Annotated in this window: 15 protein-coding genes and 1 pseudogene; 4 read left to right on the top strand and 12 right to left on the bottom strand. The window is 71.1% G+C overall.

Going from position 1 to position 14,576, the window contains the following annotated elements; all coding sequences use genetic code 11:
• Positions 1-290 precede the first annotated feature (290 nt).
• On the top strand, positions 291-2,258 hold the full coding sequence (locus OG974_RS32095) for a DNA/RNA non-specific endonuclease (RefSeq protein ID WP_327286403.1): 1,968 nt from the start codon (positions 291-293) through the stop codon (positions 2,256-2,258).
• Positions 2,259-2,289: 31 nt separating this feature from the next.
• Positions 2,290-3,177: a hypothetical protein gene (locus OG974_RS32100; protein WP_331735299.1), complete on the top strand. Its 888-nt coding sequence runs from the start codon at positions 2,290-2,292 to the stop codon at positions 3,175-3,177.
• A gap of 530 nt (positions 3,178-3,707) precedes the next feature.
• Here OG974_RS32100 and OG974_RS32105 read toward each other — a convergent pair.
• From OG974_RS32105 to OG974_RS32130, 6 genes and pseudogenes are all read right to left on the bottom strand, one after another.
• Positions 3,708-4,118 (bottom strand): hypothetical protein, encoded by a 411-nt coding sequence (locus OG974_RS32105; protein ID WP_327286405.1) that lies wholly within the window; start codon positions 4,116-4,118, stop codon positions 3,708-3,710.
• A 224-nt stretch (positions 4,119-4,342) separates the two neighbouring features.
• Positions 4,343-4,525, bottom strand: a complete 183-nt coding sequence (locus OG974_RS32110) for a hypothetical protein (protein WP_331735302.1) — start codon at positions 4,523-4,525, stop codon at positions 4,343-4,345.
• A 213-nt stretch (positions 4,526-4,738) separates the two neighbouring features.
• Positions 4,739-5,191 (bottom strand): hypothetical protein, encoded by a 453-nt coding sequence (locus OG974_RS32115; protein ID WP_331735483.1) that lies wholly within the window; start codon positions 5,189-5,191, stop codon positions 4,739-4,741.
• 88 nt (positions 5,192-5,279) lie between these two features.
• Positions 5,280-5,775 (bottom strand): annotated as a pseudogene (locus OG974_RS32120) (transposase); the annotation flags it as partial.
• Positions 5,741-6,223 (bottom strand): hypothetical protein, encoded by a 483-nt coding sequence (locus tag OG974_RS32125; protein ID WP_331735305.1) that lies wholly within the window; start codon positions 6,221-6,223, stop codon positions 5,741-5,743. The pseudogene OG974_RS32120 and the gene OG974_RS32125, both read right to left, overlap by 35 nt.
• 165 nt (positions 6,224-6,388) lie before the next feature.
• Positions 6,389-7,420 (bottom strand): helix-turn-helix transcriptional regulator, encoded by a 1,032-nt coding sequence (locus OG974_RS32130; RefSeq protein WP_331735308.1) that lies wholly within the window; start codon positions 7,418-7,420, stop codon positions 6,389-6,391.
• Positions 7,421-7,859: 439 nt separating this feature from the next.
• Between OG974_RS32130 and OG974_RS32135 the strand changes: the two genes are divergently transcribed.
• Complete coding sequence (locus tag OG974_RS32135) at positions 7,860-8,051, top strand: hypothetical protein (RefSeq protein ID WP_327286409.1); 192 nt, start codon at positions 7,860-7,862, stop codon at positions 8,049-8,051.
• Between the two features lie 56 nt (positions 8,052-8,107).
• Complete coding sequence (locus OG974_RS32140) at positions 8,108-8,326, top strand: helix-turn-helix transcriptional regulator (RefSeq protein ID WP_327286410.1); 219 nt, start codon at positions 8,108-8,110, stop codon at positions 8,324-8,326.
• A gap of 124 nt (positions 8,327-8,450) precedes the next feature.
• Here the strand turns inward: OG974_RS32140 and OG974_RS32145 are convergent, their stop codons facing one another.
• The 6 genes from OG974_RS32145 to OG974_RS32170 are packed head-to-tail and all read right to left on the bottom strand — an operon-like array spanning position 8,451 to position 14,212.
• A complete protein-coding gene (locus OG974_RS32145) occupies positions 8,451-9,275 on the bottom strand; it encodes an ABC transporter permease (protein WP_331735311.1) in 825 nt (274 codons plus the stop codon).
• Positions 9,268-10,032 (bottom strand): ABC transporter permease, encoded by a 765-nt coding sequence (locus tag OG974_RS32150; protein ID WP_331735314.1) that lies wholly within the window; start codon positions 10,030-10,032, stop codon positions 9,268-9,270. Before OG974_RS32150 ends, OG974_RS32145 begins: the two co-directional genes overlap by 8 nt.
• Positions 10,032-10,970: an ABC transporter ATP-binding protein gene (locus OG974_RS32155; RefSeq protein WP_327286413.1), complete on the bottom strand. Its 939-nt coding sequence runs from the start codon at positions 10,968-10,970 to the stop codon at positions 10,032-10,034. The genes OG974_RS32150 and OG974_RS32155 overlap by 1 nt, the downstream gene beginning before the upstream one ends.
• A 5-nt stretch (positions 10,971-10,975) precedes the next feature.
• Entirely contained in the window at positions 10,976-12,088 is a 1,113-nt protein-coding gene (locus OG974_RS32160; protein ID WP_331735317.1) for a hypothetical protein, read from the bottom strand.
• A 46-nt stretch (positions 12,089-12,134) separates the two neighbouring features.
• A complete protein-coding gene (locus tag OG974_RS32165) occupies positions 12,135-12,989 on the bottom strand; it encodes a hypothetical protein (RefSeq protein WP_327286415.1) in 855 nt (284 codons plus the stop codon).
• Positions 12,986-14,212 (bottom strand): pitrilysin family protein, encoded by a 1,227-nt coding sequence (locus tag OG974_RS32170; RefSeq protein WP_331735319.1) that lies wholly within the window; start codon positions 14,210-14,212, stop codon positions 12,986-12,988. The genes OG974_RS32165 and OG974_RS32170 overlap by 4 nt, the downstream gene beginning before the upstream one ends.
• Positions 14,213-14,576: the final 364 nt, after the last annotated feature.

Genomic DNA, 14,576 nt, shown 5'->3' on the forward strand with positions numbered 1-14,576 from the left:
ATAAAACGTTTCCGCCGGTCGGCGGGCCCGACACGGCGGGCATGACGCGCCGGCCGGCCCCCGGCCGGCGAGCGCTGTACCGAACCCGCTCCGGGAACCGGATCCCTCGGCGCGACGACGACGTCGCCGCCCATCGAGACGGTCGTGACGGACGGTCAAAAACAGGCGCATTCCGCACGGAATGCAGCAGTAGTTCCCTTTCTCGCCCCGGGCGACAGAAGGCGATTCCGCTCGACTGATCGCGAAGCCAGTCAGATGTCGCTCGGGGCGACTTCCTACCGAGAGAAGACATGATTTCACCACGCTGGAGACGAATACTTCCCGGTCTCCTCCTCGCATGGAGTCTCACCGCGACCGGCACCGCGACCGCCGCCGCCGCCGACGGCCAGGCGCCGACGGCGCAGGCGTCCCCCCGCAAGGCGGGCAGCGTCGACCCGAACGGTCTGACCGGCGTTCCCGCCCCCGGCAAGACCCGGCCCGCCACGATGACTCCCGGAGAGAGCTGCGGGCCCACGCCAGCCGGCTCCCGCGAGCGCAAGGCGGGCGCCGTGAAGGGCTGTGTCACCTCGATCGCCACCCCGGCGGCCCCGGCCGGGCGAAAGTCCCTCGCTGCCGCACCGCAGGCGGCGCCTGCTGCCGCCGCCGACTCGGGCAGCTGTGCGCTCGCAGCCCCCAGGACGTGGTACTACAACCGCTTTGCCTACTGCGTCCACGGCCTGACCGTGCTGTACACGCTCAAGGACAGCAACGACAAGGAGATCGGCACCGGCACGCTGGACGTTTCGAGCAGCGCCGTCCTGCCCGCCAAGGGCACGACGTGGAGCGAATTCGTCAGGGTGACCATGACCGGCGCGACCGGGGCCGTCACGACCCTGAGCGTGCGGTTCAGGCCCGCCTGCTCGGCCGGTTGCAAGGTCACCAAGTCGCCCCGGTGGACGGGTAAGACCATCATCAAGGACCAGGTCCTCAACGGAGACGTGGTCTACGAATCCACCCCGGCTCCCGGCACGAAGGTCGACTTCACGACGTCGTACGAGTTGTTCGTGACGTCTCCCGGCGCCCAGATCACGGACCCGAACGCCTCCTGGAGCAACCCGGAGAAGATCCGCTGCGACGACGCCGTCCGGGACACGACCACCTCCGCCGCTCCCGACCCCGGCTGCGTCGTGCCCAGCTACATGCCGGTCGTCAAGATGAGCGACCAGCCGACCCCGCAGGGCGCGGGAGCCGCGGCGGCCGGCTACCTGTGGGCCCAGAGCAATCTCCCCGACGGCTGGGGACGCGCCAAGCCGCTGACCCGGGCCAAGGGTGACGTAGCCGGCCGGACGGCTCGGACCTGCGGCACCTTCCAGGCCCGGACGGACCTCGTTTCGAACGACAGCTGCGGCGAGTTCCCCTTCGCGGTCACCCGTGAAGGCGGAACCGACGGCGCTCAGTGCGCCGAGATCCTCCCCCGTCACAGCACCCGCGGGGGGTGGGTCACCGACGTGCTGGACGGCGGCACGAGCAGCCCTTGCGCGCGCGCCCACGTCCCGCTCGCGGACAAGCAGGCAGCCGAGGCGCAGCTCGCCGAAGGTTTCGAGAACCAGCGAGTGGTGGAAGACGACCAGTTCAAGGTGGAGATCAGCGGTTCGATCGCCGAACCGCAGGCCGTCTGCCGTCAGAACGCTCCCGCCGGTTCGGTCCCTTCCGGCAACGGGTGGATCAAGAACACCACCGCACCGGTCCCGCACGTCAACAAGACCGTACCCCTGAGTCCGGCGGGTACTCGGGCGGAAAGGGCGCAGGCTTGCCTGGGCATCGCGCCCCCGAAGGGCACCGAGGCGGAGGGGGACATCACCGGCTGGGCGGACGCCGACGCGTTCCGCACGGCCAACTCGACCACGGCCGGACTCGCCCGGTGCCATCTGATACCCAACGTCCTCGGCGGCAAGGGTGGAAAGAACGACGGCGGACCGGACAACCTCGTCCCCTGCTGGCAGTCGGGGATGAACACCGGAACGCCCAGCATGCGGACCTACGAGGCCGTGGCTCAAAGGGCGGCGAGGGAGGTCAAGGACGGCGGCATCCTCGGGCCGAACGACGCGATCTTCTATCAGGTGACGCCGGACTACCTGAACAGCGACAGCACGATTCCGCAGGCGGTCACGATGAGCGCTAGGGTCGAGCGGTCGGACGGAACGTCGCAGCCGCTGTTCCCCGACGTCTACATCACCAACACCCAGAAGAACACCGGACAGCTGAACCTCGGAAACTAGACCCGCCTGATTCGTGCCACCGGGAGCCAGAATGAGCCGTACCACGCCGCCGCGGCCGGTCGACGTCACCGCGGTCTTTCCTCAACTGGCCCCGCTGGCACGTCCGGCGATCCGGCTGCATCCCCGCCCCGGGTCTCCGACACCGCACGACAGTTCGGTCGGCGGGCCACTGCTGTGGCCCGCCGACGAGCCGTGGCCGTACTGCGAAGAGCCGCACGGGTGGCTGGAAGAAGGCCCGAACGCCATGCTGCCCGTCGCCCAGCTGTACGTGCGCGACGTACCCCTGCTGCGACCGCCCGGGCAGGCAGACCTGCTCCAGGTGCTGTGGTGCCCCTTCGAGCACGAACCGGATTACAAGCCTCCGACCGCACTGTTCTGGCGATCCGCTGCCGAGGTCACCGACATCCTCGCCGAGCCCCCCGAGCCGATCGAGGAGGAGTACGACGGCTACAGACCGGAGCCGTGCGTGCTCGCGCCGGAGCAGATCACCGAGTATCCCCACCCCATGGACGTCAGCAAGGAACTACAGCAGCAGATCGCGGACTGGGGCAACTGGCAGGCAGCCGGCGCCGCCCTGGACAGCTCCTGGGCCCCCTATCCGGATTCGTACTACGGGAGCGAGCTGTCCGTCGCCCCGGGCTGGAAGGTCGGCGGCTGGCCCCGGTGGGGACTCACCGATCCCATAGCCCGGTTCTGCGCCGCCTGCGGCACTAAAATGGCCCCCCTCCTGACCATCGCCTCGACCGAATGGGACAGCAGCAACACGGGCTGGGTCCCGTACGAGGATCAAGCCCTCAACTCCCTCGACGACGCTGGGGCGGCGAACCCGCCCAAGGTCCAGGTTTCCAGGGCCAACCGCCTGCAGCTCTACGTCTGCCCGCAGTGCCCGGAGCACCCGCACACCGACCTGATCCAGTGAGCTCACCTCCCCACTGAGCAGTGCCGCCGGCGACCCGACCGGCTAAGAGACGCCCACCCGCGGTGACACTCGTCCACCCGGCCGAGGCTCCCTCCGTACCGCCCGGGCCCCTTCCAGCCGGGCTGCTCCAGCAGCCAGGCCCCCCGGCGCATCAGGCGTCGGCCCTTCGGCTCGGATGTCCGGGTGGTCGCCGAGGATGCCGCAGGCCGTATCGAATCCAACCAGTTGAGCGCGGCCGTCGAGCTTGTCCCTCATCTCGTCGGGCCGGCGACGGCCACTGCCGACTAGCGTCGGCCGTCACCTGCGCTGGCGCAACTTCCGGCACTTCGCACCGTCCCGAGCGGACCCGGCTCACGTGTGCCGAACCGTGGTCAGCCCGGGGTCATCCCATCCTGCGGGCCAGTCAGAGAAGCGCCGGTGGGCGGTTGCCCCCGACGGCCTGAACCATGCCGCGGGCAGCTGTTGCCACGTACAGCCCGACGTGGCAGCGAAAAAGAGCCCGCAGCCGGGCAGGGTCGCGCCGCGCCGGGCTACGAGTAGACCTGCCACCACCGGTCTACCTCAGCGCGAGCCACTTCGGCGTCGTACTGGACGGCATCGAAGTGGAGCTCCGGCGGGGGGTAGGGCACGGGGGTGTGCGCCGCCCAGGGAACCTCCCAGTCCGACCATTGCACGATCTCTCCGAACCGTTGCACGACCACGGTCAAGAAGCCGCAGCAGCCACCGGTGCAGTCCGGTTCCCCCAGCTCCAGACGGCGTGCCTCGCCGGTCGCCCGGAGAGGGCTGGGGCGGCCGGGCGGCAGCGCGCAACTTGCGTACGGTCCACGGCCACCTTCGCCGACCGCCTCCTCGACCACGTCCTCGCCGTTGACCCAGAACCGCAACTGGGCAGCGAACCGCGGGCCCGGCGGCAACACCCCGATCTCCAGACGATCGAACATCAGGCCACCCTACGGGGCGCGTTGACGTCGGCGCACAGTCCAGCCGATGTCCATCCCGACCGGGCCGGCGGGAGCGACGATGAGGTGCCTCCCGTTCTCTTGAACAAGCCGCATCTGACCGCGCCGTGGAAGGGCGAGAGACCGGTGGTGGTCCCGGCGGCATCCGCCGTGACCGCCGCGTACGGCCCCTGCTCACTTCACTCCACGCTCCGGAGCGGCGTGATTCAGGGCGTGTTCAGGCCGAAGTTCTGTGTGCTGGTGTTGCTGGCGCCGGGGCTCTTGACGTTGTTGTTGACGTTGATGTTGTTGAACAGCGGGAGGATGCCGCTGAGGTTGATGGGCAGGATCGACCTCGACCCGGTGCCTCCACCGGTGTTCCCGCTGGCCTGTTCGTAGGTGACGGTCACCGCGGCCGGGCCGGTGGCGGGTCCGGAGGTACCGCCCGCCGGGACGCGGTTGGACCCGCCACCCGTCCGGGTTGGCTGGCTCTGAAGGACGGCGCTCCGGCAGCAGGCCGGGCTCCTCGGCGCGGGCGCGCGTGCTGGCGAGGCGGTAGGAATCGGTTTCGGTGCCCGTGCGGGCCTGCCGGTGCTGTTGCTGAGCGCAAGAGGGAGTAGGGCTCACTTCTTGCAGGGGAACGTCACCTGTTCGCTGCGGACGCTCTTCTTTTGGTCCGGTAGGTGGAGCGTGACGTACCCGGTCACCGCCTTGGCGTTCCTAGGCTCCGGCATGTCCACGACCTGAAGGACGACCTTGGTGGAGGTGCCCGCGCCGAAGGCGAAGGATCCCGGGGAGACCCGGGCGCGGCTGGTGTTCACGGTCCAGTGGTAGCGGACCGTGCCGGGCCCGGTTGCTGTGATTTTGCCGTCGAAGGCCATGTCCACGGGAGTGCCGTTGCACTCGACGGTCTCCCCCGACTTCAGCAGGGTGACCACTTCGACTTTGGTGACCTTCACCGCCTGCTTGACCCCGCTCGTCCCGGCGGTTCCGGCCTGCGCCACGTGGGCGGGGGCGAGGGCCACCGATGAGGCGAGGAGGGGGGCTGCGAGGAGCATGAGGTGTCGACGCCGCATTGTGCTGCCTTCCGGATGAGGAAAGCCCCCGATCTCGGTCCCAGGATATCGGCGGCCCGCCCGGGCGGCCCGGCAGCCGGAGGTCAGCCCTGCTGGGCTTGCGCCGGCGGCGGCCGCGGTGTGAGCCGGACGGGCGGTATGCAGCGGACGAGGGGTTCGAGTGCCTGGCTGTCGTGCAGGTTCGTGCCTGAGATTCCGAGGCGTACCTGCCCCTGTCGACAGGATTCGGACCTGTCAGGTCCACCTTTTCCAGGGCGCGCATGTTGACGGAGTCGATCGCGCAGCGGGACCGGTCCAGCTCGCCGCGGGCCCCGCGCTCGTCGAGCACCAGGCGGTGGAGGTCGGCCCGCGCGGGCTTCGGTCCACTCGGAGAACCGCCGATGGGCCGTTGCTCCGGACGGCCCGAACGATGCCGCAGGCAGCTGCTGCCACGGCCAGCCCGGCGTCGCGACGAACACGACCGCCGCCAGCACCTCGCGGTCGCCGTGTCGACGCCTGCCACCGCCCCGAGGCCGCGACGGCGTCGCCGGCACGACCGCAGTGGTTGGCCTACGCCGGCGCGGGGGAGCCGGCTGCGGGCTCACCGGCTGCCGGGCCGAGGCGGGTCAGCAGCAGCCGTGCGCCGGGGGTGAGGTCGGCACGCCAGCTCCAGCCGGGCGGGACGTAGAGCACTTCGCCGGACCTCAGACGGCAGGAGAAGGACTCTTCGGCCCCCGGCACCGCATGCAGCCGCCAAGTCCCGGCCCCGTCCTCTTGCTGCACCAGAAGGTGTCCGGACGAGCCGGTGGACAGCGGCCGGGCACCGCCCTCGTCCGCGCGGTGCCACTCGATGGTCGGCTGAAGGCCCGTCAGCCGTGCGAGCTCACGGCCCTCTGCCGCCAGGACGGTTGTGGCGTCCTGCCCCTCGTGCGCCACACGTTCCTGCTCAGGCCACAGGATGGCGGGCCCCTGGCCGTGGCACAACGCGAGGAACTGCGCGAGTTCCCGTACGTGGGGCAAGGTCACCCCGTCTGCCGATGGCGCGTTGTGCATGGGGCTCCTGTGGTGTGGTGTCCGTACGTGCCGCTCACGTCACGGAACCCGGTTGTTTCCGTCATGGCGAGCATTCCGCACCGCGGGCCGCCGGGACAGTCACGAAAAACCGTTCCCGCATCTCCCGCCTCGTACACGCCGCGCGCCCCGGTCACAACCACGGCTCTAGGAAGCGGTGAGCGGTTCGGTCGGTCCCTCGATGTCCAGCAAGCCCCGCTCCGCGGCGCGGACGCCGGCCTGGAAGCGGCTTCCGGCGCCCAGCTCCTCCATGATGTCGGCGATGTGGCGGCGGGCCGTGCGCAGCGACATACCCAGGCGGCGGGCGATCGCCTCGTCCTTCAGCCCGGCGGCCAGCAGTCGCACGATCGTCTCGTGGATCTCCCGGGAGACCGTCTCCAGTTGCTGGCCGACCGCGGCGGTGAACGGCGTGGCCCGGTCCCAGGTCTGCTCGAAGATCTCGCACAGGTAGTTCACGGTGGACGGCTGCCGGATCACCACGGCTCCCCAACTGCCGTCCTGGACGGGGATGAACGCGGTCTCGCGGTCGAAGACGATCAGACGGCCGAACAGCTCGTGCACGGTGCGGTACTCCCCGCCCAGGGCCGAGGCCGCTGCGACGTAGGCCTGACTGGGCCCGTTGAAGCGTGCCGTGTGGTGGTAGAGGGTGCGCAGCCGGACGCCGCGTTCGAGGATGGCCTGGTCGCGGACCAGGGCTTCTTCCATCGCCTCGGAGACCCGGGCACCACCGCCGGGCTGGCTGGCGATGATCTCGGTGCGGCACCGTTCGGAGGCCTGCTTGAGGGCGTCGCGCACGATGTGGAGGTTCTCCAGGACCTCCAGCGACCCGGAGGCCGAACGGCGCCGGTCGTAGGACGGGGCGGCACGCAGGAGTTCTTCCCGGAGGCGAGCGAGTTGCTGCTGTTGCCGCAGGATCCGGGCTTCCACGGGAGCGGCGAGCTGAGCGGCCGCGGTCTCGGGCGCCACGGCGAAGACCGTGGTGGGTTCGTCGGAGCTTTCCTGCAGCAGGCGGAGCCGCAGCAGGCGCTCGACACCGGCAGCTGCGTCCTCGCGACTCATCCCCGTGCCCGCGGCGACGGCGTCCGCGCAACCCGTGCCGTGCTCGACCACCCAGCCGTACACGGCCATGTCGGAGTCCTGTAGTTCCTTGGCATCCACCAGCGTGTCGTCCAGTCCCAATGCCCTGCGCCCCCACCATCTGCCAGGCCCTTGAAACGAGCCCTCTGGTCCAGGCGAACAGAATAGGAGTACCGGAGCACTCCGACACACCGGGAGGCACTGCACAAGTCGGCCATCTTCGCGCGTCATCCCGGGTGCCGTCGCGGTACCTGACCGGATCCGCGGCGGCCGTAGGAGCGGATCAGGCCCCCGGACTGTCTGGATTCAGCCCCCCGGTCCCTCCGCGCGCCGGCGGGTTGGGCCGGGGTCTCGCTCCTCGGGCGGACCTCCTGAGTCCGCTATGCCATGAAGAGTCCGATATGCCGCCTGGCGCTTAACTGCCAGGTAGTTTGCTGAGGGGCTACCGAGTCGCTCCTGAAGGGGTGCACACGACAGGTTGGTCCCTGTCAGCAACTCGACGTCCACCAGGCTGAGAAGCCGGGATACCAGGAGCCCCCACATGAAGCGACTTTCTCTGCCCGTACGGATCGCACTGGCTGCCGTCATCACCGCCGTGTGTTCCACCACCGCGGCGGTGGCGGTCGTGGCGCAGTCGCCCGAGCACTCCGCCACCGCTCCGCAGACGGTGGTGGCGGAGCCCTCCTGTCCGCCGGTGGGCAAGTGCACCGAGGACACCTCTTGGGGCGGCTGACCCCGCCCGCCTCCAGCCCTTCGTAGATCCGCGCAATCCGATACCAGGAGTCAGTCATGGCCGACATCGCCGATGCACCGCCCAGCTTCACGCCCCGCGAACAGCAGGTGCTCGTCCTCCTGTCAGAAGGGGAGACCTACTGCCGCATCGCGAGCCGTCTGGGCATCAGCCGGCACACGGTCGACACCTACCTGCGCCATCTGCGGAGGAAGACCGGCACCACCAACCGCACACAGCTGGCGGTGCTCGCGTCCCAACTGGGCTTCCGGTCCTGACGCGGCCCGGTGAGGCGGCGCGCGCCGGTCCGGCCGGCCCGGCCGGCAACGCTCCGGCCGGCCCGGACCGGACGGACCGGCATCCCGGTTCCCCCACGCCCCCGGTAAACGGGATCGCGCGGCATCAGCGCAGGGTGAGGGATCCCGAGCGGACCGTGTGCCGCAGGCCGTGGGTGAGCACCAGGAAGCCGATCGCGGCCCAGCCCGCGAGGATCAGGGCCTCGTGCAGTACGAGCGCCACCGACAGGGTGCCGTCGTGCGCCAGCTGCCGGACGGCGGACAGCCCGTGGCTCACCGGGAGCACCCGGGCGACCCAGGCGAGCGCCCCGCTGTGCGGTACGGAGGTGTTCACCCCGGCCACCAGCAACAGCACGATGGTGGTGCCGGCCGTCAGGTACATCCGGGACTCGGGCATCCGCAGGCTGATCCCGGACAGGCACAGGGCGAGGCAGTAACAGCCCAGGGTCATCAGGGCGTTCACGAACAGGATGGCGGGCAGCGCCGCCCAGTGGAGCGGGACCGGAAGCAGCAGGTGCACGGCGAGCAGCGCGACGGTCGAGGTCAGCAGGCCGTCGGCGACCCAGTGCAGCCCGCGCGAGGCCAGCGCGAGGAACGGCGGCGTGCGGCTGATCAGCAGGAACTGCAAGGTTCCCGAGCGGCGTTCGCCCACGGTCGAGGAGACCACGCCGAGCGCGCCGAGCGGGCCGAGCACGACGGCGTTGCCGAGGGCGAGGTAGCCCTGCTGTGCGGGCGAGCCGAGGAGCGCTCCGAGGTTGGCGAAGAAGAGCACCTGGCACAGCAGCCTGACCAGCCAGCCGCCGAGCCAGGAGCGCCAGGTGAACATGGCCCGGTAGTCCTGGTAGCTGGCGAGGGCGCCGTAGCCGATCAGCTGGAGCAGTGTCCGTACGGAACGCCGGCTCGCCGGAGCGGGACCGTGGTGGCTAGTCATGCAGCACCATCTTTCCGTTGCGGACGGAGCCGAGGACGCCGCGCAGCAGGAGCACGCCCAGCAGGGTCTGGACCAGGATCAGGGCGCACAGTACGGCGAGGCGTTGGGCCAGTTGGGGGACCGGTCCCGCGGCCGCGTCCCTGAGCAGGTCGGTGGCCCAGGAGAGGAAGAAGCCCTTCGCGACGGTGCCGAACGGGGCCGGCAGGTGGCCGACGGGGAGGATGAGGCCGCCCAGCAGGTAGAAGGGGTAGGTCAGGGAGTTCTGGAGCGTGCGTGCTCCCCGCACCTTGATCATCAGCCCGCTGACCAGCAGGGCGGCGCTCGCGCATCCCGCGACCAGCAGGACCGCCACGGGCAGGGCCACGGCGGGGTTGTGCAGTGTCACGTCCAGGCCGAACAGGCCCCGGCCGATGAGGACGACCTCGGCCAGCACCGGCAGGGCGAGCAGGGTGGTGGTGAAGGTGCGCACGGCCAGGGCGACGAGATAGCGGTCCGGGGTGAGCAGCGACAGCTCCAGCGTGCCGTCCGACCGGTCGTCGTCGACGACGTCGGAGGCGACGAACACGGCGTGCGCCCACAGGCTCATCACGAATGCCGTGAGCGCCACCGTGGTGGCCAGCTCCTCCCGGTGGTGGCGTTGCAGGAAGTGGAAGAAGACCAGCGAGTACAGCGGGATCACGGCCAGGGTGGCCAGCATCCCGGGAGAACGGGCCAGGATCACCCCCTGCGCCCGGGTGGCGGCGGCCAGCACGGCCATCACAGCGCGAACTCCCGGTTCTCGATGACGGTCCGGTAGACCTCGGCCAGGCCGGGGGCGGCGACCGAGATGGACTCGGCCCGGGCCTGGGCGAGCAGCAGCAGGGCCTGGGAGAGGCTCTCGTCGTCGGCCGGGCGGGCCGTGAGGTTGCCCTCGGCGTCGGTCGTGGCGCTGCCCGGAAGTGCGGCGATGCGCGCGGCGGTCTCCGGCGGCACGCCCACGGCGGTGAGGGTACGGGGGGCGCGGATGCCGGCGAGCAGTTCCGTCGTGGAGCCGATCCGCAGGATGCGGCCGTGGTCGATGAGGGCGACGCGGGAGCAGAGGGCCTGCGCCTCCTGCATGTCGTGCGTCGTGAGGACGACGGTCGTACCGCCGCCGCGCAGCGTGCGGACCAGTTCCCGGAACCCGGCCCCGGCGTGCGGGTCCATTCCGTTGGTCGGCTCGTCCATGACGAGTACGTCCGGTTCGCCGAGCAGGGCCCGCGCCAGGTGGACCCGCTGCACCATGCCCCGGGAGAACGTCTCGACGCGGTCGTCGCCGCGGCCGTCCAGCCCCAGGAGCTCCAGGACCTCCTCGGTGCTCCGGCGGGCGGCCCGCGCGTCGAGACCCTGTAGGGCGGCCCAGTACCTCAGGTTCTGGCGGGCCGTCAGACGGCCGTAGAGCCCCCGGTCGCCGCCGAGTACCAGACCGATGCGGCGGCGGACCTCACGTGGTCGGTCCACGACGTCGAAGCCGGAGACCCGTGCCGTGCCGGAGGTGGGGACGAGCAGGGTGGTGAGAATGCGGGAAAGGGTAGTCTTGCCCGCTCCGTTGGGTCCCAACAGGCCGAGCACCTCGCCCCGCTCGACCTGGAAGCCCACGTGGTCGAGCGCGGTGACCTCGCGGCCCCGCCGGGTCCGGAAGGTCCGGGTGAGATCCTGTACCTCGATGACGGCCATGCCTCTCAGACCTCCCCGTCGGGATGCGGTGCGGTGGTGCGGGCCGGCCGCAGCGGCCAGGGGGCCAGCCCGGCCAGTTCCTGCAGGGCAGCCGCGTGGAGCGCGGGGTCGACCAGCTCTCCCGGGACCATCAGGAAGTCCGCGACCGGCGTCCTCGTGATGACGCCGTCGTTCCAGCGGTGTTCGCAGCGGCCGGTCCCCTCGCCCCGGCGCAGCGGAACGGTCAGCTGCATCCCGTAACGCTGCTCGACCGGGGCTGCCTGCGGGTCGGCGCGCCGACCGCGTTCCGTGTCGGCCGGGCCGCGCAGTCCCTCGATGAGCTCGTCCGGCACGGTGGCGGCCAGCCGCGGGTATGCGCGCACGCGCTCGCAGAGTTCGAGCAGCTCGGGGGCGAGGGCGAACTCTTCGGCGGCGGCGATCAGCGTCCGGGGCGCGGGTGCCGCCGGGGAGGTCAGCACGCAGACGAGGTCGATGATGTCCTTGGCGGTGAAGGGACGCTGGAAGCGCTCCTCCGCGAGGGAGAGCACATCGGCGAGGACCTGGTCCTCGGGCAGGGACGCACGCAGCGGGACCAATCCGGGCCTGCCGGCGAACCCGAAGGTGGTGACCTCGATGCCGTGGTCCGGATCGAGCAGCGGGTCCTCGCCGAGCCACCAGACGGCCGCGAACAGGTGTGGCCGGCCCTGTGCGCCCAGCTCGGTCAGTTCCACCTCGTCGCTGTCGTGCCGGTCCAGCGCGAGGGCCAGTACCTGCCACAGGGCGGCTTCGCCGGGCACGACGACATCGAGGTCGCCCAGGGCTCGCAGGGCCCCTTCGGGATAGTGGCGGGCGAGCGACGGGCCCTTGACCACGCGGGCGCCGGGTACCCGGGCCGTGTCTTCGGCCAGCTGCCGGTAGGTCTCGGCGCGCCGGCGCATGCGGGCGAGTTCGTCGCGGGCGCCGGTGCCCATCGCGATGCCCTCCCGCTCGGCCAGTGACAGGACGAGCGGTGCGAGCACGCCCCGCACCTGCCGGGCGGCCTGGAGCAGGCGGCGGACGGGCAGCTCGGGGGCGACGTCCAGGAGTTCGTAGAGCAGGTCGAGGGTGAGCGGGAAGTCGGAGCGGTGATCCGGTGTCATACGAGAGGACTCCTCGGAGCCGGGGGTGGTCGCCCCCGGGGGTGGGTCAGGGGCGGGCGGCGTACGCGTAGCCGTGCGTCGGCGTCCAGCCCTGTCGGCGCAGGGCGGCCACGACCCGGGCGGATCGGTCCTGGCCCGCACGGTCCGCGGGATGGGTGACGTTGCCGATCAGCGGCGCCCCCAGCGCGGCGGCGGTGTCGGCGCAGGCCGCGACCAGGCGGGCGGTCGCGGCCCGGCGCAGTGCGGCATCGTCGATGAGGATGTCCACCAGTTCGACGAACGGGCTGTCGCTGACGTCGTCGTAGGCGTCGGTCAGGAGCGTGGCGTGCCCGATCGGCTCGGGCCTGCCCGGCACACGCACCAGGTAGGAGCGCCGGCCGGGTGCTTCGAGAAGCCGGCGGACGGACTCCGCGGCGCCGTGTGCGGTTTCGGTGTGCCCGCGGTCGGCCGCCGCATCACGGATCGCCCGTGACAGCCACCGGCCGACCGCCTCGTCGTCGGCGTCCGAGGCTTCGGCTATGCCGAAGGGCGCGGACGCTGCGGCGGGCGCGGCAGCGGGTGCGGCGGCCGCCGGCGGCGGGGCATGGCGCAGATAGCTCAGCAGGGGCTGGAGCGCGCTGGGCGCGGGGAGGTGCGCCGGGATGCGCACCACGGCCGACGAACAGCCGGGGTGACGGCGGAACAGGGCGTCGAGCAGACGGGGCGCCCGGGCGAGGAGCGCTGGGTCCGCGTATTCCACCAGGCACTGGAGCTCGCCGCTGGCCGGCTCCCGGTACTCGTCCGCCACTACCGGCAGGCCGTCGATGTGGCTGAGCACTCCGGCCTCGTCGGCGGCCCGCAGATAGAGGTCGCTGACGTCGAACGCGCAGGGCGGCGGCGCACTGCCAGGAGCGGGGCTCATCGCTGCTCCGGCCGGACGACCGTGATCAGCGAGTCGCTCAGTTCGCGTGCGGCCAGGGCCACGTCTGCGGCCGACACGCCCGCGAGCGCTTCGATCTCCGTCTCCGCGTCCCAGATCCGATCGCCCAGGATGCGCTGGGTGGCGACGGCGATGGTCCGGTCCAGCGGTGCCTCGGCCTCCCGGACCGCCTCGACGGTCGCCCGGCGCACGGCGGCCGCGAAGTCACGCTCGCGGGGACCGTCGTCGGCCACGCCGCGCAGCACCTCGCGGAACGCGTCGAGCAGCCGGGGTGCGTTGTCCGGCTCGCATCCGGCGAGCATCCGCCAGGCCCCGGAGTCGCTGTAACTGCGCGACCACGAACGAAAGTCGTAGGCCAGCGCTTCCTGGTTGCGCAGCCTGGCGTACAGCGGGGACGCCGGGCTCCCGCCCAGCAGGTGCGCGAGGACCGTGTAGGCGTGCCGGCGGGGGTCGCCCGCGTGCGGGGCGCGCCCGCCTGCCAGCAGCCAGCAGAATGCGTCCGGCCACTTTTCTACCGCTCCCGGCACGGGAGGTGCGGGGACGCCGCCGAGGGAGCCGAGCAGTGGATCGGGGACCGGGTTGCACGCCACGCGGCCCAGGCCGCCGCGCCGCAGCGCCTCGCGCAGGGTGTCCTCGGGCAGGCCGCCGGCCACGGCGACGGCGAGCGGGGCGGTGCGCAGCGCGAGGGCGTGCGCGTCGCGCACGGATTCCAGGGTCAGCCCGGACACGGTCTCGGGCCGTCCGCCGACGGGGGAGCCCAGCGGATGCCCGTCGAACAGCCGGGCGAAGAAGGCGTCCTGCACGGCGTCGGCGTCGTCGGAGTCGGCAGCCGCCAGCTCCTGGAGCACCACGTCGCGCTCGGAATCGAAGTTCCCCCGGTCCCAATGGGGTTCCAGCAGTGCCCGGCACATCCACGTGGCCACGTCGGCAGCGTCCTCGGTGAGCACCTGCGCATGGATGACCAGTGACTCGGGGCCGGTCATGGCGTTGCTCTCGCCGCCCCGGTCCTCGATGCGCTCGCTCAGCGACGGCCCGTCCCCGAGGGGTGCCGACATCAGCAGGTGTTCGAGCATGTGGGCGGCGCCGGCACGGCCCAAAGGATCGTGCCGGCCACCGAATCCGAGCGCGAAACACAAGCTGGTGGTGCGCAGGGAGGGATCGTGGTGCACCACCACGGGAACGTCGAACGTCGGTGATGTGGTCAAGAGATTTCCCGTCGTGCGAAGAGGGCGGAGAGACAGGCAGGGGTGCCGCCGGACCGAAGTCCGGCGGCACCCCTCAGGTCATGCGAATTACTTGCCCGTGCGGACGTTGACCTTGTCGAGACGCGGACGCATGGAAACGGCGTGGTTGCGGTTCATGGTGATGACTCCTCTGTGTGAGCTGCTCATTATTGGAATGTCCCGGCGGGAGCGTTTTCCCCGGCGGCACGTCAACCATTTGAGCGTCAGATCCATTCGGCTGTCAATAATTTCCAGCGAATTCGGCCCTCACGAAAACGCGGGTCACGTGACTTCGCCACCGAATTCGAGTTCACAGGCCCACGTAAACGCTGGAACGGGCTGCGCC

Source organism: Streptomyces sp. NBC_00597 (genome assembly GCF_041431095.1).
In the GTDB taxonomy this organism is placed as follows: domain Bacteria; phylum Actinomycetota; class Actinomycetes; order Streptomycetales; family Streptomycetaceae; genus Streptomyces.

Coding starts and splice junctions, on each gene's coding strand:
- OG974_RS32095 (WP_327286403.1), top strand. CDS start 291: ATGATTTCACCACGCTGGAGACGAATACTTCCCGGTCTCCTCCTCGCA.
- OG974_RS32100 (WP_331735299.1), top strand. CDS start 2,290: ATGAGCCGTACCACGCCGCCGCGGCCGGTCGACGTCACCGCGGTCTTT.
- OG974_RS32105 (WP_327286405.1), bottom strand. CDS start 4,118: ATGTTCGATCGTCTGGAGATCGGGGTGTTGCCGCCGGGCCCGCGGTTC.
- OG974_RS32115 (WP_331735483.1), bottom strand. CDS start 5,191: ATGCGGCGTCGACACCTCATGCTCCTCGCAGCCCCCCTCCTCGCCTCA.
- OG974_RS32125 (WP_331735305.1), bottom strand. CDS start 6,223: ATGCACAACGCGCCATCGGCAGACGGGGTGACCTTGCCCCACGTACGG.
- OG974_RS32135 (WP_327286409.1), top strand. CDS start 7,860: ATGAAGCGACTTTCTCTGCCCGTACGGATCGCACTGGCTGCCGTCATC.
- OG974_RS32140 (WP_327286410.1), top strand. CDS start 8,108: ATGGCCGACATCGCCGATGCACCGCCCAGCTTCACGCCCCGCGAACAG.
- OG974_RS32145 (WP_331735311.1), bottom strand. CDS start 9,275: ATGACTAGCCACCACGGTCCCGCTCCGGCGAGCCGGCGTTCCGTACGG.
- OG974_RS32150 (WP_331735314.1), bottom strand. CDS start 10,032: ATGGCCGTGCTGGCCGCCGCCACCCGGGCGCAGGGGGTGATCCTGGCC.
- OG974_RS32155 (WP_327286413.1), bottom strand. CDS start 10,970: ATGGCCGTCATCGAGGTACAGGATCTCACCCGGACCTTCCGGACCCGG.
- OG974_RS32160 (WP_331735317.1), bottom strand. CDS start 12,088: ATGACACCGGATCACCGCTCCGACTTCCCGCTCACCCTCGACCTGCTC.
- OG974_RS32165 (WP_327286415.1), bottom strand. CDS start 12,989: ATGAGCCCCGCTCCTGGCAGTGCGCCGCCGCCCTGCGCGTTCGACGTC.